The organism is Actinobacillus equuli, assembly GCF_900636745.1.
Lineage (GTDB): Bacteria > Pseudomonadota > Gammaproteobacteria > Enterobacterales > Pasteurellaceae > Actinobacillus > Actinobacillus equuli.
Window position 1 is genome coordinate 89,477 of sequence record NZ_LR134310.1, and the last position, 22,120, is coordinate 111,596.

The following is a 22,120-nucleotide window of genomic DNA, read 5'->3' on the forward strand; positions in this document are numbered from 1 at the left end:
TATAGGTTTCTTCTATTTCTAATTTATTGTGGGGTGACAATCATGTCTAATTTTCTTCAAACATATTATGAACACGTTGCCGAACGTGCGGCAATAGGGATTGTACCAAAAGCATTGGATGCTCAACAAACCGTACAGTTAATCGAATTGTTACAATCACCGATTGCCGGCAAAGAAGCCGAACTTCTTGAATTATTTGAAACACGAATTCCTGCCGGTGTGGACGATGCCGCCAAAGTTAAAGCTGAATTTCTCACGAACGTCGCTAATGGTAACATAACTAGCCCACTTATTTCTCCTGAACATGCAGTAAAATTGCTTGGCACAATGAGCGGTGGCTATAATGTAGCACCTTTAATCGACTTATTAGACAATGCTAAATTAGCGCCGCTTGCCGTACAAGCCTTATCTCATACACTCCTCATTTTTGATAGTTTCAAAGATATCGCTGCTAAAGCACAACAAGGTAATGCTTACGCTAAACAAGTTATCCAATCTTGGGCAGACGCCGAATGGTTTACTTCTCGTCCGACACTTGCAGAAAAAATCACACTGACGGTATTTAAAGTACTTGGAGAAACCAACACGGACGATCTTTCTCCGGCGCAAGATGCTTGGTGCCGTTCTGATATCCCGTTGCATGCCAATGCGATGCTAAAAATGAAACGTGAAGGCATTGAGCCGGATCAAGAAGGTGTTGTTGGTCCATTAAAACAATTAGCTACCTTAAAAGAAAAAGGTTTTCCATTAGTGTACGTCGGTGATGTGGTAGGTACAGGTTCATCACGTAAATCCGCTGCTAACTCTGTGTTATGGCATATGGGTACCGATATTCCGTATATTCCGAATAAACGTACCGGCGGTTTTGTGCTTGGTGGCAAAATTGCACCGATTTTCTTTAATACGGCTGAAGACTCCGGTGCATTACCAATTGAATTAGATGTTACTACGTTAAATATGGGTGACATAATCGATCTTTACCCGTATGCAGGCAAAGTATGCAAACATAATTCGGATGAAGTGATTACCACCTTCTCATATAAAACCAATGTGTTGTTAGATGAAGTACGCGCTGGTGGTCGAATTCCGTTAATTATCGGCCGTAGCCTAACCGCTAAAGCACGTGCGGAACTTGGCTTAGCGGAAAGTGATGTATTTGCCAAACTTGCTGAAGTTGCTGACTCTGGCAAAGGTTATACTCTAGCGCAGAAAATGGTAGGTAAAGCTTGCGGCGTAAAAGGGGTACGTGCAGGGCAATATTGTGAACCGGCAATGACTTCCGTAGGTTCGCAAGATACAACCGGCACAATGACCCGTGACGAATTAAAAGATCTTGCGTGCTTAAGATTCTCGGCACCGCTTGTCATGCAATCATTCTGCCATACCGCACCATATCCGAAACCAAGTGACGTGATTACTCATCAAACATTACCGGAATTTATCACAAGCCGTGGCGGTATCGCATTACGTCCGGGGGACGGTGTTATTCACTCTTGGCTAAACCGTATGTTAATGCCGTTTACTGTTGGTACCGGTGGTGACTCGCATACTCGTTTCCCGATCGGGATCTCTTTCCCTGCCGGTTCCGGTTTAGTGGCTTTTGCCGCAGCAACAGGAATGATGCCACTTGACATGCCGGAATCCGTGTTAGTTCGCTTTACTGGCACGATGCAAAAAGGCATTACATTACGTGATTTAGTCCATGCAATTCCTTATTACGCTATCCAAAAAGGCTTACTCACTGTGGAAAAAGCGAATAAGAAAAATGTTTTCTCTGGTCGAATTCTTGAAATCGAAGGTTTGGAACACCTCACCGCAGAACAAGCATTTGAACTTTCCGATGCGACTGCAGAGCGTTCGGCAGCAGCTTGTACAATTAAGTTAAGCCAAGCATCAATTGAAGAATATTTACGTTCAAACGTAGTATTACTGAAAACAATGATTGCTGACGGCTATAGCGATGCACAAGCTCTTGAAAATCGTATTAAAGCAATGGAAGCGTGGTTAGCAACCCCGGAAATGTTAGAAGCCGATAGTGATGCGGAATACGCTGAAATCATCGAAATCAATTTAGATGAGATCAAAGAGCCGATTTTATGTGTACCGAATGATCCTGATGATGCGCGTTTATTATCTGAAGTACAAGGTAATAAAATTGATGAAGTGTTTATCGGTTCTTGTATGACCAATATCGGTCACTTCCGTGCCGCAGGTAAATTACTCAGCCAGGTGAGTGGTGAGATCAATACTCGTTTATGGCTTGCTCCGCCGACCAAAATGGATGCAACTCGCTTATCCGAAGAAGGTTACTACAATATCTACGGACGTTCCGGTGCACGCACCGAAATGCCGGGTTGCTCGCTCTGCATGGGTAACCAAGCTCGTGTGCGTCCAAACTCCTCAGTGGTTTCAACCTCAACTCGAAACTTCCCTAACCGTTTAGGACAAGGTGCAAACGTCTATCTCGCTTCCGCAGAACTTGCGTCTGTCGCAGCGATTTTAGGGCGTTTACCATCACCGCAAGAATATTTGGAAGCAGTTGCAACGCTCGATGAACAATACAATGAAGTTTATCGTTACCTCAATTTTGATCAGCTACCAAATTATGTACAAAAAGCGGAAAGTGTAATTTTCCAAACCGCTCTCTAAGCGAAAACAAAAAAAGTGGGCGATTAGCCCACTTTTTATTTGCCTTCTAAACGATTATTTGATCACTCGATAGCGTAGCGAAATAAATACAAACCACAAGATCGCAATCCCTGCTAATCCGCTACCAATTAATCCGATATAAGGTAAGCCGATATGCTGAATCACTTGACTACCGATTAATGCGCCGCCACCGATCCCAACATTATAAATACCTGAATAGATTGCCGTTGCTACATCGGTTGCATCCGGTGCGAGATCCAACACTTGCATTTGCAATGCGATACTCATGGCGGTAATGCCAATCCCCCAAATAAACACAATGCCGAACATTGCTGCAATATGATCGCTAAATGGCAATAAACACAGTTGCATTAACATAATGAGTACCATATTAACGATGATAAATTTCTTCGGTGCTTTCGGATATAAACGTCCGAATAAGAAACTTGCCACCACACCGGCTAAGCCGAACACCAATAAAATTGCCGTACCGGTTTGCTCACTCATTTGGCTGATCTTCACCATAAACGGTTCAATATAACTATAGCCGGTAAAATGCCCAGAGATCACGACCACCGTGAGCAAATAGATACCGATTAACATCGGACGCTTGATTAAAATCGGTAAACTGGCTAATGATCCAGAATTTTTACTTGGTAAATGCGGTAATAATTTCCACATAATCAGCATAATACCCAACGCAATAATGCCAATCAGGGCAAACGTTTCACGCCAACCGAACGCTTGCCCGATCATTCGCCCTAACGGCAAACCGAGAATCATCGCCAATGAGCTACCTAACGCTAATAGCCCTAGCGCCTGTTGTTTCTTATCTTTCGGTGCAACACGAATCACCAGCGAAGCGGTTATTGACCAGAAAATAGCGTGTGTGAGTGCAATCCCAATTCGAGACACCAACAACATAGCAAAGCTGGTGGCAAAATAAGAAATCGCATGACACACAATAAATACCGCAAACAACACGAGCAACAAACGCTTTCGTTCTACTTTTGCGGTAAGCAGCATAAAAGGTAAAGAAGCAAGAAACACCACCCATGCATAAGCAGTGATCATTAAGCCGGTTGTTGCCGTTTCCATACTAAAACTCGCCGCAATATCCGATAACAACGCCACAGGAATAAACTCTGTAGTATTAAAAATAAATGCGGACAGTGAAAATGCAAATACACGTAAAAATGAAAGCCTGCGCTGTTCTTTTCTGGTTATCATATTATCTTCCTAAAAAAATTAAGCGGTCAGATTTTGCAATTTTTTTGCAATTTCTGACCGCTTGTAAGTTTATGCTTTAGTGTTGCCCAAACCCTTTCAATCCGACCACGTGTACATACTCTTGGTTATTGGTAATTTTACGCACCAATTTATAAGTCGTACCACGTTCCGGGCTGATATTTTCCGGTGCGGCAATCAATAACTGCATATCTAAACGTTCGCACAATTCAAACAAGGTATTGATTGAAGTTGCATCCAAACGTGCCGCTTCATCAAGGAATAATAAGCGGCTCGGTAGAATATCTTTCGCACGCATACGGCGAGATTCTTCTTCCCAGCTTTGTACCACCATTAACAGGATGGACATACCGGTACCGATCGCCTCACCGGTTGAAAGCGAGCTACTTTCCGCTCGCATCCAACCGTCTGCGCCACGGAAGGTTTCCACTTCAAGATCTAAATAGTTACGGTAATCTAATAACTCTTCACCGATCGTTTGTGGCGTACGTTGTCCCATATCGATATGCGGATTCACACGTTTATACAACATTGCCAACGCTTCTGAGAAGCTGAGTTTTTGGCTGTCAAATAAGTCTTTATGCTCTTCTCTACCATTGCTCAATGCGTTAAGTAGGATTGCGTGCGTATCACGAATATTCACGACTAAACGCACCCCTTTCACCTGACCGAAGGCAATATTTTGTAGCCCTTGGTTAAGCTGCAAGATACGGTTTTGTTCACGTTGAATCGTTTTACGCAAGATATTTGCCACAGATTCCGCACTGATTGCTAATTTTTTCTCACGGCTGGTTAATTCGTTAGTTAAACGAGATAACTCGATTTCCATTTGTTCAATCGCATCAATCGGATCATCGGTTTTGATAATATCTTGACGAATACGCTCACGTAAGTGCTGATAAACCGCAATAAAGAACGCAACTTTATTTTCCGGCTTACGGCTATCTTCCGAAGCACGTAGACTATCTCGGAGGTATTCGTTATCCGCCACAGCGGTACGTAAAGCACCTAACGCTTTATCGGAAATAGAGCGTAATTCTTCCGCCGATTGATAGGCTAACTCACGACGATTCAGACGTTTTTCCACATCGCTGTTACGCGAAAGTTTAAGTACTAAACACCAGCTGACTTTCGCTTGTACCACTAACTCACGTTGTGTGTGGTAATCACGTTCCGCTTTACGTAGCGTACGAGTTAAATTATCAATTTCCGCTTCAATCGTACCTAATTGTTTATCTAAATAACCTTTACGAGAACGTTGTTGACTTAAACGTTGTTGTAATTCGTCACGGCGGGCTCTTGCACGCTCTTCCGCACCGATATCACCACGTACACCTAAGTCATCAATTTCACGAATCAGCTCTTGCAACATTTGTGTTTTCGCATCACACGAACTGCGTAAACCGGTTAAAACTTGGTTGTATTGAGTAAATTGCGCTTGTGCTTGACGTAATTGATCACGAGCTTGCTCACGTTCACGTTGTGCGCTCTCTAAACGAGCTCGTAATTGTTCGGTTAATGCAGATCCTTCCGAACCGATCGCTTCTTCATAGCTAAAATGCACACGACGTTGAATCACATCAGACAGTGCAAAAACTTTTTGTTGAACTTGTTTTTGCTCCGCTTTAGCTTGTTGGTAATCTTGCTCCAACTGCTCAAACTTCGCCGGATCGCTCTTCAAGCTCGCAGCAATCGGTTCTAATTGAGTTAAGTAATTACCGAATTGGCGAACAAACTGTTCATCTTCTTCCGCTTCATCCAACTGTGCACGACATTCTTCGGCACGATCAGCGAGCGTTTCATCTTCTAACAAGCTAACAAGCGGTAGAATTTTATTCAACATTTGCAATTTCGCTTTTGCTGAATCTAATTGAGTACGCAATTGCTGTTCGTTGCCTGCTGCTTGGTTAAGTTCACGTTCGATTTCAGTACGTTCCGCCGCAATTTCTTGCATTTGCTCTTCCGGATTCGGCTGGAAGGCTAAATTTAAATGCGTACCGACAAACTGACTTAAATGCTGATGTAAACGCTGACATTTTTGTACGTCAAAGGCACGTTCCGCATGTTGTTCGCTAACTTCATCACGCTCGGCTTTTAACGTTTCTAAATGTTTCTCACGTGCCGCACGGCCGAATAACGGCACTTCCGGGAACTTAGAATAACGCCATTGGCGATCAGATACTTTGACCACCACACCTTCGGCCAATTCTTCTGCAGTAAATACCGCATCATCAAATGCTGACGGGTCACCTTCGATCAAATAAAGATCGGTCGGGCAATCGTCTAATTTTTCTAATTGTGCTTTAACGCTTTCTAAATCACGTACCACGATAGCGTGACGAGCTTCACCGTAAAGTGCTGAGAAATACGGTGCATCATCAATTGAAACATCATCATATAATTCAGAAAGCAACACGCCGCCAAAACGTTCCGCCAATTGATTTAAACGAACATCGTCCGAACCGTCCGGCTGACTTAAACGAGTAATCTGTGCATCTAACGCTGCTTCTCTGCGAGCCAATTCATCACGAGCTAAGGTTGCTTCACGCTCTTTAGTCAGCATATTTTGCATAAACTGCATTACTGACTGGCTGGTTTCAAATTTTTCACCACATTGCTCTTCTAAACGTGCTAATGCGGATTGCGCCGTATGCCATGCCGGTGCGGTTTTCGCTAGTTGGTTATATTGCTGATTAAGCTGTTCACGTTGCTGACGCTGAGTCGAACGCACTTCAACAAATTCCGCTAATTCCGCTTCCACATCTTCAAGGCGAGCTTGTTGCTGTTCGAAGTAGCCTTCTAATTCTTCCGCTGTCTCAAATTGCGTTTGTGCTTTTTGATTAAATTCAGCTAATAGACGTTCCGCATTTTGTTGCTGGTGTAAGCGCTGTTCCAAATCTGCAAGTTTTTGACGCAAAGCGACCGCTTGTGTAGCCTGCATTTTTTGATCGGTAAACGCTGTTAGCAAACTTCTCGCTTCATTCCATGCTTCAGAGCGGTCAATTTCACCGGAAATTTTGCAAACTAATTCATAAGCTTTTTCGAACTGCGTTTTCGCCATATCTGAAACGGATAAACGCTGCTCCAGTTCGAAGACTTGATCGGTTAAATCGTCCGCCTGTGCGGCAAACTCGGCATGATAATCTTCTACATTATGGAGATCTAAATGCGGTAAGCCACAAAGTTGTTTCGCTTTTTCTAATGCGGCAATCGCCTGTTGATATTGCAACGCACGTGTTTGCTGAGCATCTAACGCTTGCTGATAATCCGCCATTTGTGAGCGTAATTCTTCCACTTGCTCATCAGCATCATCCGCTCTTGCTTGTGCAGTTTCCACTTGTTCGGAAACTTCTTCCAACGCAATTTGTTGCTCTTCTAACTTTTCATTGAGTTCCGCAACTTCATCTTGATAACGTTCGATTTTTTCTTGGTGACGAAGCGCATTCATCACTAAATTTAAATGATCGTTCGCTGAATTATATTCCGCTTCTAAGCCACTTTCGTTTTCTGAAATATCCGCTACTTCACGGCTAAATTCGATTAAACGTTGCTGTTCTAACTCAAGTTTCGATTTCGATTCATACCACGCACGGCGTTGTTCTAACGCAATTTGTACGTTACCACGGCGCTCATTTGCATTACGCATATAGTCGGCAGAAACGTAGTTAGTCGATTCGGTGATCAAGTGTTTAAACATATCACGATCAGATTGCGTAACCTTAATCGCTTCTAACGTCATACGGTTTTCACGTAATGCCGATTCCATATCTTGGAACGCTTGGCGAACGCCGGTGTTTTCCGGTAATAAATAGTCACGTAACGATTTGGTAATCACACTTGAAATACCACCGTAAAGCGACGCTTCGATTAATTTATAGAATTTGCTGCGATCTGCCGAAGAACGTAAACGTTTAGGAATCACACCTAAATCGAACATAAAACTATGGTAATCAGTAATCGAGTGATATTGTTTAAATACCACTTCCGAACCATCAAATTTGTCTTTTAAATCCGCTAACGGCAATACACGCGCTTTTTCACCGACTTGTTCCGTCAGTACACTAATGATTGAATCACTCATCGGCACGTTTTGTAACGAGAACGAGCGAATATCCACTTTTTTGTCACGCCCTGCTACTTGTTGTAACCGCACACCGGTAATTACACGTTGTCCACGAGAGTTCAACGACTCTAATACTGCATAACACACACCGGCTTTTAATTTCCCGTATAAACCTTTATCACGAGAGCTTGAGGTTGAACCGGCTTCTGTCGTATTACGGAAGTTTAATAGAGTAAGATCGGGGATCAAAGCAGTTACAAAACCCGCCATTGTGGTGGATTTACCCGCACCATTACCGCCCGAAAGCGTGGTCACTAACTCGTCTAAATCGAAGGTGCGCGCAAAAAAACCGTTCCAGTTAATTAACGTAAGCGAACGGAATTTACCACGGCTCACTGTATGTTGAGGATTTGCAAGCGGTGCGATTGGTGCAGAATTTTGCAACGCAGTGGTTTGATCTTCAAATAATTCGTTTGTATCTGTCATTTGCTTTATCTCGTTAGCCGTTATTCTGTTTCATCTTCTAATTCGTCAGTTGCAGAATTTTCTGCAAATTCGACCGCTTGTTCCGCTAAAATTGCCGGTGTTGTCGCTTCACCGTCACGAATTAAGCGTAATTGCGCTTCTCGCGGATCATCCCCCACTCGGACATCCGCACCGAAACGGAACACCGATTCCGAGATCACAAATTTCTTGCTGTTTTGCTCACCAATACGAGTAATGATACCGATACGTGCCAAACGGCGTAACGCACCACCAACTTTCTCGGCTAATTTTGCTTTATCTAAGTCAGAACCGGTCGAACGCGGATTCACCGCCTTGAGTAATTTGCTTTCATCAGCGAGATTCATCAGCTCTTCATATACATCATCTTGGCTAAAAATGCCTTGTTGCGCTAAACGCTCCGGACTGAGGTAAAGATAGCAAAGTACTTTACCCACTAACATTTCCATTTCCGACATTGCCGAACGAGCAATTAAAGTTGATGCTTTCGGGCGTAAGTAGAAAAAGCCTTCCGGCGCACGAATTAATTCCACGTGATAACGACGGTAAAAACTTTCTAACTCGGCTTGGAAGTCCATTAAAAAAGCGTGTTCATCCAGCTGTTCCGTATTAATATGGCGACCGGCACGAAGTTGGCTGTCTAGCTCCGGGAAAATCGGGTTGGCAATTGCCACTGCCAATTTTTGAGAAATAACGTCTTGAATTTGCTCTGTCATATTTTACTCTCGTAGGGCAGGCATTTGCCTACCATTAAACTTTCTGTTTTTCCAATGGTGGGCAAAATGCCCACCCTACTATTTGTTATATTGGTCGATTACGTTCGCCTGAACTTCCGCACCCTTATCATTAATTGCTTGCCACTCAGGATAAACCGCTTGGCTATCGAGGCTTGCCATACCGAGTTTTACCGCTTGATCCACAATAATTCGTGCCACATCAAAATGGCGAGATTGCGGATAAAGTGCCAGTTGCTCACGTAATACCGCACCGAGATCGATTGGTTTACCTTCCGCTCTAAATGGCGCTAAATGCGCTTGCATTACGCTGATAATTTGTTCTTGAACATCCGAAAGCGATTCATACTCTAACTCACTTGGTAATTCACCGACCGCTTCCGCTTCATTTAGCATCATATCATCATCACGTAGATCTAATAACGATTCCGCTTTCGCAGTATAAAGTAACCAAGGTGCATTGAAATAATCTTGAATAGATTGGCGTAAACGCTGACCGAATACACGGTTTTTATCCATATCAATCGCCGTACGAATAAATTTGTGAACATGGCGATCATAACCGATCCAAAGGTCAATCGCTTGTTGTCCCCAGCTAATAATGCGGTCTAATTTGTTTTGCAGATTGACTATCAGTTGATCGACAAAATCCAAATCATCACGCCCAATCAAGCAGCTTTGAATACGCAGTAATTGCGCCTGTAACTTGTCACCTGCCGCATTAAGCGTGTCTTGTAACTCACGCAAATTACCCGAGGTTTCATCCAGTAACTGTTCACAACTAAGAATCGCTTCATGCCAATTTTGACTTAATAGCTCGGCAATTCGCTCACGAATTTGATGTTGGTTTTCATCCATCATACGCTGAGAAAGATCGATACTGTCGAAAATTTCCGCGACCGAATATTTAAGCGGTGCAAACACGTTATTACGCCAAAAACGCTCATCACCGCCCTCTTCCGCCGCCGATGAAGCACGCTGAATCTCGTCCGCTACAATCGAAAGCTGAATGGATAAACGTAAGGTGGAAAACTCTCGCTGGCGCACGTAATAATCCGCCACGCCGACACCTAACGGAGTGATACGATAAATGGCTAAACCTTCGGTAAATTCGCTGGAGAAACGGTTAAGAAAACGTTGTTTAACTAAATCGTTAATCGCATTATTGGCACGTTGTGTAAGGGTGGCTTCCGATTGGTCGAATGCTTCCGAAACATAACGGAAAAGATCAACAAGATCGCTTTCTAAAAGTTCTCCGTCCGTTTGTTCGTTATTGTAAATGGAAATCGCCAAGAGAAAGGCAAGGCGATCAGAAGAGAGTGAAAGAGAGAATTCTCGCTCTTTCGTCCAGTTGATCAGTTCTGGGATTGTCTGTGCCAATTCGTTTTGCATACAGATTTGTCGTTTGTTGATGAAAAATGGCGTTTATTGTACAGGAATGTGAATCAAATAGGAATGAAATCAAAAAAAGAAGCGATCAAATTCCGCAAAGTTTTTACGAAATTTGACCGCTTGTCTGATGAGGAAATAATTAGTCTACAATTTCCACTGTCGAAGTCGCGCTTAGGCCTCTTACAAGTTGAGAACCTTTTCTTGCACGTTCACCACGATAATTATCAATATCACTCGGTTTAAGGGTGATTTTGCGTTTGCCGGAAACAAACACTAACGATTGTATCGGTTTAACCAGTAATAAACGGGCAAGCAATTCATTACCTTCTTTTGCCGCCTGTGCGGAAATATTGATAATCTTATTCCCTTTACCTTTCGAAAGCTGTGGCAATTCGGTGATCGGGAATACTAACATTCGTCCGACGCTACTCATTGCAACAAGCGAAAGTTCAGCTTCATTATCAATTAATTGCGGTGGCAGCACTTTGGCATTTTCGGTTAAAGAAATCACTGCTTTACCCGCTTTATTGCGAGAAACTAAATCTTCAAAGCTACAAATAAAGCCATAGCCGGAATCTGATGCCATCAGGACTTTAGTTTCCGAGTTCGCCATTAATACTTGCTGAACGGTTGCCCCTTCCGGCAAAGTAATCTTACCGGTGAGCGGTTCGCCTTGAGAACGTGCCGATGGTAGCGAAGTCGGATCAAGCGCATAAGCTCGCCCCGTGCTATCAAGGAATACGACTGGCTGGTTACTTCTACCGTGCGCATGCGCAAGATAACCGTCACCGGCACGATAACTTAATCCTTGTACGTCAATATCATGCCCTTTCGCACAGCGTACCCAGCCTTTTTCCGATAGAATCACCGTAACATCTTCAGTTGGCGTTAAATCACTTTCAGAAATTGCTTTTGCTTCAGCACGTTCAACGAGCGGTGAGCGGCGTGGGCTGGCGAACGCTTTTGCATCCGCCTGAATTTCTTTTTTGATCAACGTATTTAAACGGCGTTCCGAACCAAGCGTTAATTGTAATTCATCACGCTCTTTTTCAAGCTGTGATTTTTCCGCCTGCAATTCATGTTCTTCCAGTTTTGCCAAATGACGTAAACGTAAATTTAAAATTGCTTCAGCTTGTACTTCGCTCAAATTAAAACGAGCCATTAATGCTGTTTTCGGTTCATCTTCATTGCGGATAATTTCAATCACTTCATCAATATTGAGGAAAGCGATCATCAAACCGTCTAAAATATGCAAACGGTTTAAAATTTTATCTAAACGGTAACTTAAACGGCGAGTTACCGTAGTACGGCGAAATGCTAACCATTCGGTTAAAATTGTTTGCAGATTTTTTACCGCTGGTTTACCATCCAGCCCGATCATATTCATATTGACTCGATAGCTTTTCTCAAGATCGGTCGTGGCAAATAGATGATCCATTAACGCTTCAAAATCAATACGATTTGAACGAGGTACAATCACTATACGAATTGGGTTTTCGTGATCCGATTCATCACGAATATCATCCACCATCGGCAATTTTTTATTACGCATTTGGGTGGCGATTTGTTCAATAATTTTTGACGGCGAAGCTTGATGCGGCAATGCCGAAATCACAATTTCTCCGTCTTCTTTTTTCCATACCGCACGCATTTTGATTGAGCCTTTACCTTGCTCATACATTTTGGCAATATCGACCTTAGGGGTAATAATTTCCGCTTCGGTCGGATAATCCGGGCCTTGTACCACCGTCATTAACTCGGCAAGACTTGCTTTCGGATTTTCCAATAACATCACACTTGCTTCGGCTAACTCATTGATATTGTGCGGCGGAATATCGGTTGCCATACCGACCGCAATCCCCATCGTACCGTTCAGCAAAATATGCGGTAAGCGTGCCGGTAAATATTTCGGCTCTTCAAGCGAGCCGTCAAAATTCGGCTGATAATCAACCGTACCTTGTCCTAATTCGCCCAGTAATACCTCTGCCATTTTCGACAGTTTTGATTCGGTATAACGCATTGCAGCGAAAGATTTCGGATCGTCAGGTGCACCCCAGTTTCCTTGTCCGTCAATCAATGGATAGCGGTAAGAAAACGGCTGTGCCATTAGTACCATCGCTTCATAACAAGCGCTGTCACCATGCGGGTGGAATTTACCTAACACGTCCCCGACCGTACGCGCAGATTTTTTATATTTTGCCGAAGCATTTAAGCCTAATTCGGACATCGCATAAATAATACGGCGTTGTACGGGTTTTAAACCATCGCCAATAAATGGCAAAGCACGGTCCATAATGACGTACATCGAATAGTTGAGGTAAGCGTCTTCGGTGAAACGCTTAATCGGCATTTGTTCAACGCCTTCGTAATTAATTTCTGTACTCATTTTTGCAAATAATTTAGTAAAAAAGACCGCTTATTTTCTATGATTTATGGATATCTGTCCACCTTAAAAATTATAAGCGCTAGGATTTTGTAAAAATCTAACCACCGCTAAAATAATTAACGATTTTCTATAAATTTTTCTGTATAATGGATTCGTTTTATTTCTTGGTTTTAGAGAGGCGGCTATCAAAAACTGTTTGTTAGCACCCAGAGAGTTTTTGCTAGTCGCAATTTAAAGAAATAAAACGAAACGATTAAAAAATAAATTAAGGAATTTCAAAAATGAATCCAATTGTTAAGCAATTTAAATACGGTCAACATACCGTAACATTAGAAACAGGTGCTATCGCTCGCCAAGCAACGGCGGCAGTTATGGCAAGTATGGACGATACGACCGTATTCGTTACTGTAGTGGCTAAAAAAGATGTAAAAGAAGGCCAAGATTTCTTCCCATTAACCGTTAACTATCAAGAACGTACTTATGCGGCTGGTCGTATTCCGGGTGGTTTCTTCAAACGTGAAGGCCGTCCGTCTGAAGGCGAAACATTAATCGCTCGTTTAATTGACCGTCCTATTCGCCCACTTTTCCCAGAAGGCTTTTTCAACGAAATCCAAGTTGTTGCAACAGTTGTTTCTGTAAACCCTCAAATTAGCCCGGATTTAGTGGCAATGATCGGTGCATCAGCTGCCCTCTCATTATCAGGCGTACCTTTCAACGGCCCTATCGGTGCAGCACGTGTTGGTTTCATTAATGACCAATTCGTACTTAACCCAACTATTTCAGAACAAAAACAAAGCCGTTTAGATTTAGTGGTTGCCGGTACGGATAAAGCGGTATTAATGGTTGAATCTGAAGCGGACATTCTTTCTGAAGAACAAATGTTATCTGCGGTAGTATTCGGTCATCAGCAACAACAAGTTGTGATTGAAAATATCAAAGAATTCGTAAAAGAAGCGGGTAAACCACGTTGGGATTGGGTTGCTCCGGAGCCAAATACGGCATTAATCAATCAAGTTAAAGCATTAGCGGAAGCTCGTATCGGTGACGCATACCGTATCACTGAAAAACAAGCGCGTTACGAACAAATCGATACAATTAAAGCGGACGTTATCGCACAATTAACCGCACAAGACGAAACGATTTCTGAAGGTGCAATCGTTGATATCATTACCGCTTTAGAAAGTTCTGTAGTTCGTGGTCGTATCCTTGCAGGTGAACCGCGTATTGACGGTCGTACCGTAGATACTGTTCGTGCATTAGATATTTGCACTGGGGTTTTACCTCGTACTCACGGTTCTGCAATCTTCACCCGTGGTGAAACGCAAGCATTAGCGGTTGCAACTTTAGGTACTGAGCGTGACGCACAAATTATTGACGAATTAACCGGTGAGAAATCAGATCGTTTCTTATTCCACTATAACTTCCCTCCGTATTCTGTAGGTGAAACAGGTATGATCGGTTCACCAAAACGTCGTGAAATCGGTCACGGTCGTTTAGCGAAACGTGGTGTGTTAGCAGTAATGCCGACAGCTGAAGAATTCCCATATGTAGTACGTGTGGTTTCTGAAATTACCGAATCAAACGGTTCTTCTTCAATGGCTTCTGTATGTGGTGCATCTTTAGCATTAATGGATGCCGGCGTGCCAATTAAAGCGGCTGTTGCGGGTATCGCAATGGGCTTAGTAAAAGAAGAAGAAAAATTCGTCGTACTTTCAGATATCTTAGGTGATGAAGACCACTTAGGTGATATGGACTTTAAAGTAGCCGGTACTCGTGAAGGTGTAACTGCGCTTCAAATGGACATTAAAATCGAAGGTATTACACCGGAAATTATGCGTATTGCATTAAACCAAGCGAAAGGTGCTCGTATGCACATCCTTGGCGTAATGGAACAAGCAATTCCGGCACCTCGTGCAGACATTTCTGATTTTGCGCCTCGTATCCACACAATGAAAATTGATCCGAAGAAAATAAAAGATGTTATCGGTAAAGGTGGTGCGGTAATTCGCGCATTAACGGAAGAAACCGGCACTTCAATTGATATTGATGACGACGGTACAGTGAAAATTGCAGCAACCGATAATAATGCGGCGAAAATTGTAATGGCTCGTATTGAAGATATCGTTGCAGAAGTTGAAGTAAATGCAATCTACAAAGGTAAAGTTACTCGTGTTGTAGACTTCGGTGCATTTGTTTCTATCTTAGGTGGCAAAGAAGGCTTAGTGCATATTTCACAAATTACGAATGAACGTGTTGAACGTGTTGCCGACTACTTAAGCGTAGGTCAAGAAGTAACTGTAAAAGTGGTTGAAATCGATCGTCAAAACCGTATTCGTTTAACGATGAAAGACATCAACAATGATGCTGCAACACCAGCAGAAGAAACTGAAGCTCAACCTCAAGAACAACAAGCTGAGATCTAATAGCACTCACACAATCTACCCTCTTTAGCAGAGGGTAGATATTTTCTCAAAGGCTGCTTATCTAATGTTTTCACTGATATTTAAAGTGTTTCATATTCGCTTCTTAATGTTCAATCTTTTCACATTCTTATTTCTGACCGGTTGCGTCAATCGCAATATTTCAGAAATGGTTTCGTCAAATCATTTAGCATTAGCCGAATTAAACCCACAATTACGCTTTGAACAAGAAGTGATGGTTGTTCGTTTAACACAGGTATTACAAGAAGCAAAATTAAGCCCTGCCGAACGTGCAGATCTTCATTTTGAACGAGGTGTACTCTATGACAGCTTAGGTTTATGGTCCCTTGCTCGTTATGATTTTGCCCAGGCTATCGGCCTCAGCCAAAAAATGGCTGCAGCTTATAACTATATGGGTTTATATCTGTTACTTGAAGATGATTACGACAGCGCTATTGATGCCTTCAATGCCGTATTAGAACTTGATCCAAACTATAATTATACCTACTTAAACCGTGGTTTAGCTTTTTATTATAGTGGCCGTTATTCGGAAGCAGAACGTGATTTATTGCGTTTTTATGAAGAAGAAAAGCAAGATCCATATCGTGCATTATGGTTATATTTCAATGAGTTAGAACTCAAACCTAATGAAGCCAAAGCAAATCTAATTGCTCGTGCCAAATCATTATCTCCAGATTTTTGGGGAACAAATGTGGTACATTATTTCTTAGGGGAGTTAACTCTTGGACAACTTCGTGATAGAATAGAAAAAGAAGCGCAACCAAATACTGCTTCTTATGCGGAAATTCTAACCGAAACGTATTTTTATCTAGCAAAACAACAACTCAAACTAAATAAAACGGACGAAGCAACCACGCTTTTCCGTCTCTCTCTTGCAAATCAAGTGTTTAACTTTGTTGAGTATCGTTTTGCCTTATTTGAGCTTTCTCAGCTACGTAGTAATAGCGCAGCAGCTCAAATTACTCCCGTTGTTGGGAATAATTAGGACGATTTAAGCGGTCTAATTTTGCAAATTTTTTGTAAAAACAGACCGCTTGTACTCTTTGGGACAAATTGTTAAAAGCATCTGATTTGCTTCATTACTTTATTTTTTCTTTCCTAAACTCAACAATTTATTATCAATTGATAATGGATCTTGAGATAATTTGTTATGCATTGTAATCCATAATTAAATTATCTATGTTAAGTCCATTATCCATTACTTATGGTTTTTTATGACAACTAATTCTTTAACTTTCGCAGACTTAGGTCTTCCACAATCAATCCTTGACGCAGTAAATGAAATCGGCTTTGTAAACCCATCGCCAATTCAACAAGAAACAATCCCACATTTATTAGCTGGTCGTGACGTACTTGGTATGGCACAAACCGGTAGTGGTAAAACAGCGGCATTCTCTTTACCGTTACTTGCACAAATTGATCCGACACAACGCCACCCACAAATGTTAGTGATGGCACCAACTCGTGAATTAGCAATCCAAGTAGCAGATGCGTGCGAACAATTTACTAAAAATATGAAAGGCGTGCGTGTTGTAACCGTTTACGGTGGTCAACGTTATGACATTCAATTACGTGCACTAAAACAAGGTTCGCAAGTTGTTGTTGGTACTCCGGGTCGTATTCTTGACCATATTCGTCGTGGCACATTAGACCTATCTGCACTTCAATCTATCGTATTAGATGAAGCGGATGAAATGCTTCGTATGGGCTTTATTGACGACGTTGAAACCGTGATGGCGGAATTACCGGAAAATCACCAAACTGCGTTATTCTCTGCTACGATGCCAGAGCCGATTCGTCGTATCACTCGTCGCTTTATGAAAGATCCGCAAGAAGTTAAAATTCAAGCGACCCAACGTTCTGCACCGGATATCACACAAAGCTACTGGTTAGTAAACGGCTTCCGTAAAAATGATGCGTTACTACGTTTCTTAGAAGTAGAAGAATTTGATGCAGCAATTATCTTTACTCGTACCAAAACCGGCACAATTGATATTACTGAATTATGTGAACGCAACGGCTACCGTGCGGCGGCATTAAACGGTGATATGACTCAACAAGCGCGTGAGCAAACGTTAGAAAAATTAAAATCAGGTCGTTTAGATATCTTAGTGGCAACCGACGTGGCAGCTCGTGGTATCGATATCGAACGTATCAGCCTTGTAGTGAACTTCGATATTCCGTTAGACGCGGAATCTTATGTTCACCGTATCGGTCGTACCGGTCGTGCAGGTCGTTCTGGTCGTGCATTATTATTCGTAGAACCTCGTGAGCGCCGTTTACTTCGTAATATCGAACATTTAATGAAAAAACCGATCGATGAAGTTGCGATTCCAAATCATGAGATTCTAATGGAAAAACGTCGCGAGAAATTCAAAGCACGTGTTTCAGCACAGTTAGAACACCACGATTTAGAGAAATACCGTGAATTACTTGAAGATTTATTCACTGCTGATCAAGACCATGAAGAATTGGCAGCAGCAATGATGATGATGCTTCAAGAGAAACAAAAATTAATTCTTCCGCCAGATCCGGAAATTCGTGCAGCACGTAGCGAACGTGGTCGCAGAGACCGTGACGATCGTCGTGGTGGACGTGATGAACGTCGCGGCGGCCGTGAACACCGTGAAAATAACGGTGTAGCGATGGATTTATATCGTATCGAATTAGGTCGTGAAGACGGTGTGGAAGTACGTCATATCGTAGGCGCTATCGCTAATGAAGGTGATATTAGCAGCCGTTATATCGGTCACATTAAACTGCACGATACTTACTCTACGATTGAGTTACCACAAGGCATGCCGAATCACATCGTGCAACACTTTGCACAAAAAGCACGCGTGCTAAATAAACAAATGCAAATGTCTTTATTAGGCCCTGCAGGCGGTGTGAATAGTCAACCGTTTGAAGAACGCCGTGGCGGTGGTCGCCGTAGCGATAGAAATGACCGCAATGACCGTCGTTCTGATCGCGGCGGACGTTCAGACCGTCGTGAAGGTGGCTTTAATGACCGTAAAAAAAGCGGTTTTAAAGAAAAACGTTTCAATGACAAAGGTCGTGGTCGTCGCGACTAATTTACTCGGTTAATTAATGCCCCAAGTTTTGGGGCATTTTGCTTATTAAAATCTTTTACCTTTATGTTTATTAAACCTCAAACAACCCTATGCTCGCTAGCCATTTCAGAGCAAGATATTTATTTCATGCGATACGCATTGGAATTAGCAGATCGTGCAGAAACCATAGGTGAAATTCCGGTTGGTGCTGTGCTAGTGGATAGCGAAGGAAATATTATCGGTGAGGGTTGGAACCAAGTTATCCAACTTTCTGATCCTAGTGCACATGCGGAAATGCTCGCTATTCGACAAGCGGGCAAAGAGCAAAATAATTACCGATTACTAAATTGTACGCTTTACGTGACTTTAGAACCTTGTACCATGTGTGCCGGTGCGATTTTACATGGACGAATACATCGTTTAGTGTTCGGTGCGAGCGATTATAAAACCGGTGCTGTAGGTTCCAGGTATCATCTTTTTGAAGATTACAAAATGAATCATTTCCTTGAAATTCGAGGCGGTGTATTAGCTGAAGACTGTAGTCAAAAAATCAGCCGATTCTTCCAACGCCGACGAAAAGAACATAAGCAACAAAAACAAGCGGTCTAATTTTCTGCATTTTTTGCAAATTCCTTGAATAAGGACACCTATACGGTGTCCCTAGTGTGTCAACAAACCACCCTATCTTTTAATCTGTTGTAACAGCAATGCCATAATACGGTTATCTGAAGTTAATTCCGGATGAAATGCACAAGCCAGTAAATTACCTTGCTTGGCAAATACAACATTTCCTTGCCATTCCGCCAATACCTCTACCTCATTTCCAGCAGCACTAATATAAGGCGCACGAATAAACACCGCCGGAAAAGGTTCGGTAAATCCTTTAATCATTAATTCCGCTTGGAAGCTATCAACCTGTCGCCCAAAAGCATTACGTTGAACTTGAATATCCATTTTCGCCAAATGAGGTTGCTTATCGCCTTCAAGTTTATTCGCTAATAGAATCAATCCGGCGCAAGTGCCTAAGATAGGTTTATCAAATGATTGTAGAGCCTGAAATAAACCGCTTGAATGAAGTAATCGTCCAATTGCGGTGCTTTCGCCACCGGGTAATATAAGTGCATCAACTTGCTGCAATTCGGCTAACGTTTTTACCATAATGGCTTTTGCGCCCAGTGTCTCTATTTGAGCAATATGTTCCGAAACCGCTCCCTGTAGTGCTAATACGCCTACAGTATATTTTGTATAATCTTTCATTACCAACCACGCTCTTGCATACGATCTTGTGCCGCTAATTTGCTGATCTCCAAGCCTCTCATCGGTTCACCTAAATCTGCTGAAAGGCGGGCAATTAAGTCATAATCTTGATAATGAGTGGTAGCTTCTACAATCGCTTTTGCAAACTTTTCCGGATTTTCGGATTTAAAAATACCTGATCCGACAAATACGCCGTCTGCACCGAGTTCCATCATCAAGGCGGCATCTGCCGGTGTGGCAATTCCGCCTGCCGCAAAATTCACCACCGGTAATTTGCCTAGCGTTTTGATTTGTAGCAATAATTCAAACGGTGCACCTAATTGTTTAGCTTCAGTCATCAGTTCATCATGACTCATATTAATCACTTTGCGTAATTGCGCATTAACCTTGCGTAAGTGACGTACCGCTTCCACCACATTTCCCGTTCCCGGTTCACCCTTAGTACGCAACATCGAAGCGCCTTCTCCAATACGGCGCAGTGCTTCGCCTAAATCTCGGCAACCGCACACAAAAGGTACGGTATATTCGCTTTTTAATAAGTGAAACTCTTCATCTGCCGGCGTTAATACCTCACTTTCGTCGATATAATCTACGCCCATTGCTTCCAGCACTCTCGCCTCAACAATATGCCCGATACGAGCCTTTGCCATTACCGGAATGGATACCGCGTCCATCACTTCACGTACAATCGTCGGATTCGCCATTCTCGCTACCCCACCCGCTGCACGAATATCAGAAGGTACACGTTCCAACGCCATAACGGCAACCGCACCGGCAGCTTCTGCGATACGAGCTTGTTCCGCATTCACTACATCCATAATGACCCCGCCTTTTTGCATTTGTGCCATTCCGCGTTTAACCAGATCCGAACCTAAAATTTTAGCCATATTAATTTCCTTTTGATTGATGTGAAAAACGGTGGCTATTTTTATTTCAAACAGATATGATTAAAAGAATCAATTTAATAAATATTAATGAGGTCAGAAGTGAAAAAATTAAGCTATCTACTCAATAAACAACAAGCTACTCCGCTTTATTTACAACTTTATCAGCAAATCAAGCGGTCTATTTATAGCCAAGAATTGCAACTTGGCGATAAATTGCCATCTAAACGTCACCTCTGCGAACACTTACAAATCAGCCAAAACACGGTGGAAAGTGCCTATGCACAATTGTTAGCGGAAGGTTATATTGAATCCAAACCTCGCAGCGGTTTTTTTGTCTGCTTTCAGGCGGAGTTAGCTTATCCGAGTGCTAATATCGTAAAAAATTTTGTCAATTCAACCGCTTCTACAGAGTATGAGATCGATTTCAACTCAAATAAAATCGATAGCCAATCTTTTCCATTAAACCGTTGGAAAAAGTGTGCCAATTGGACAAATAAAGATTTTTTAAATATGGGTGACAAGCAAGGCGATCTCAATTTACGTCAACAGATCTCTCAATATTTATTGGCCTCACGCGGGGTAAATTGCGAACCGGAACAAATCGTGATCGGTGCGGGAGTAGAAAGCTGCTTACAGCAATTAATCTTATTATTTCAGCAGCTCAATCCGACTATGAATTGGGCGATGGAATCTTACGGTTATCCTACTGTAGAAAAATTATTGAATCTCTATCAAAAGCCAATTTTTAAAATGCCGTTTAGTTCGGAAAATTATCAACTGGATATACCTTTTTTGGAACAGAACCAAATTAACGTGGCATATCTGACTCCTTCGCATTTATATCCATTCGGTCATATTTTAACGATTGGCCAACGCCAACAATTACTCGAATGGGCGGCAGCACAAGACGGACGTTATATTATTGAGGATGACTACGATAGTGAGTTCCGTTACACCGGCAAACCGATTCCCTCGTTACAAAGTTTAGACCGACAAGATAAAGTGATCTATTTAGGATCATTTTCTAAACTATTAATGCCCTCACTACGGATTACGTTTTTAGTGTTACCTCGCAATTTATTGAGCAAATATCAGCAATATTGTGAATTTTTTAATGCCTCGGTCTCTCGCTTAGAACAGCAACGTTTAGCCAAATTTATTCAGTCCGGTGAATTTGAAAAGCACATTAACCGAATGCGTAAAGTGTACCGCCGTAAAATGGAGTTATTGTGTGAGCTACTCTCGCCCCATACTAAACAAATTAAATATTATGGTGAACATTCCGGCTTCTATTTGCTGATCGAATTATTAAACGAAACCAGAACATTAGATCAATTAGTTGAACTGGCAAAAGCACAGAAAATTAAGGTCTATCCGATTCATCATCAGCAACGCAGATTATTTAGTTTAGGCTTCGGGCATTTGTCAGAAGAACAGCTTCGGAAGGGATTAGATAAGTTGTTGCATTGTTGGGATATTGCTTGCTAACAAGCGGTCAAATTTAGC

At 42.3% G+C, this 22,120-nt stretch carries 13 protein-coding genes; 6 read left to right on the top strand and 7 right to left on the bottom strand.

Features of this window, described 5'->3' with window-relative positions; genetic code table 11:
• The first annotated feature begins 42 nt into the window (after window positions 1–42).
• Complete coding sequence (gene acnB / locus EL121_RS00425) at window positions 43–2,649, top strand: bifunctional aconitate hydratase 2/2-methylisocitrate dehydratase (RefSeq protein WP_039196942.1); 2,607 nt, start codon at window positions 43–45, stop codon at window positions 2,647–2,649.
• A gap of 54 nt (window positions 2,650–2,703) precedes the next feature.
• Here acnB and EL121_RS00430 read toward each other — a convergent pair whose 3' ends face one another.
• The 5 genes from EL121_RS00430 to parC all read right to left on the bottom strand — a co-directional run bounded on the left by EL121_RS00430 (window position 2,704) and on the right by parC (window position 12,976).
• Entirely contained in the window at window positions 2,704–3,879 is a 1,176-nt protein-coding gene (locus EL121_RS00430) for a sugar transporter (RefSeq protein WP_039196944.1), read from the bottom strand.
• A gap of 76 nt (window positions 3,880–3,955) precedes the next feature.
• A complete protein-coding gene (mukB, locus tag EL121_RS00435) occupies window positions 3,956–8,446 on the bottom strand; it encodes a chromosome partition protein MukB (RefSeq protein ID WP_039196945.1) in 4,491 nt (1,496 codons plus the stop codon).
• Between the two features lie 20 nt (window positions 8,447–8,466).
• Entirely contained in the window at window positions 8,467–9,180 is a 714-nt protein-coding gene (gene mukE / locus EL121_RS00440) for a chromosome partition protein MukE (protein ID WP_039196946.1), read from the bottom strand.
• A 78-nt stretch (window positions 9,181–9,258) separates the two neighbouring features.
• Entirely contained in the window at window positions 9,259–10,590 is a 1,332-nt protein-coding gene (mukF, locus tag EL121_RS00445; protein WP_039196947.1) for a chromosome partition protein MukF, read from the bottom strand.
• A gap of 139 nt (window positions 10,591–10,729) precedes the next feature.
• On the bottom strand, window positions 10,730–12,976 hold the full coding sequence (gene parC, locus EL121_RS00455) for a DNA topoisomerase IV subunit A (protein WP_039196948.1): 2,247 nt from the start codon (window positions 12,974–12,976) through the stop codon (window positions 10,730–10,732).
• Between the two features lie 281 nt (window positions 12,977–13,257).
• Between parC and pnp the strand changes: the two genes are divergently transcribed.
• The 4 genes from pnp to tadA all read left to right on the top strand — a co-directional run bounded on the left by pnp (window position 13,258) and on the right by tadA (window position 19,079).
• The gene (gene pnp, locus EL121_RS00460) at window positions 13,258–15,399 is read left to right on the top strand and encodes a polyribonucleotide nucleotidyltransferase (RefSeq protein ID WP_039196949.1); all 2,142 of its coding nucleotides are present in this window, start codon (window positions 13,258–13,260) and stop codon (window positions 15,397–15,399) included.
• A 64-nt stretch (window positions 15,400–15,463) separates the two neighbouring features.
• A complete protein-coding gene (gene nlpI / locus EL121_RS00465; RefSeq protein WP_039196951.1) occupies window positions 15,464–16,402 on the top strand; it encodes a lipoprotein NlpI in 939 nt (312 codons plus the stop codon).
• A 229-nt stretch (window positions 16,403–16,631) separates the two neighbouring features.
• Window positions 16,632–18,491 carry a DEAD/DEAH box helicase gene (locus EL121_RS00470; RefSeq protein ID WP_039196952.1) on the top strand — a complete coding sequence of 620 codons (1,860 nt, stop codon included), beginning with the start codon at window positions 16,632–16,634 and terminating at the stop codon, window positions 18,489–18,491.
• A gap of 63 nt (window positions 18,492–18,554) precedes the next feature.
• Window positions 18,555–19,079, top strand: coding sequence for a tRNA adenosine(34) deaminase TadA (tadA, locus tag EL121_RS00475; protein WP_052190386.1), 525 nt, complete (start codon window positions 18,555–18,557; stop codon window positions 19,077–19,079).
• A gap of 72 nt (window positions 19,080–19,151) precedes the next feature.
• Here the strand turns inward: tadA and pdxT are convergent, their stop codons facing one another.
• A complete protein-coding gene (pdxT, locus tag EL121_RS00480) occupies window positions 19,152–19,727 on the bottom strand; it encodes a pyridoxal 5'-phosphate synthase glutaminase subunit PdxT (RefSeq protein WP_039196953.1) in 576 nt (191 codons plus the stop codon).
• Entirely contained in the window at window positions 19,727–20,614 is an 888-nt protein-coding gene (gene pdxS, locus EL121_RS00485) for a pyridoxal 5'-phosphate synthase lyase subunit PdxS (protein WP_039196954.1), read from the bottom strand. The genes pdxT and pdxS overlap by 1 nt, the downstream gene beginning before the upstream one ends.
• Before the next feature lie 99 nt (window positions 20,615–20,713).
• Here pdxS and pdxR point away from each other — a divergent pair, with 99 nt between their 5' ends.
• The gene (gene pdxR / locus EL121_RS00490) at window positions 20,714–22,102 is read left to right on the top strand and encodes a MocR-like pyridoxine biosynthesis transcription factor PdxR (RefSeq protein WP_231554690.1); all 1,389 of its coding nucleotides are present in this window, start codon (window positions 20,714–20,716) and stop codon (window positions 22,100–22,102) included.
• Window positions 22,103–22,120: the final 18 nt, after the last annotated feature.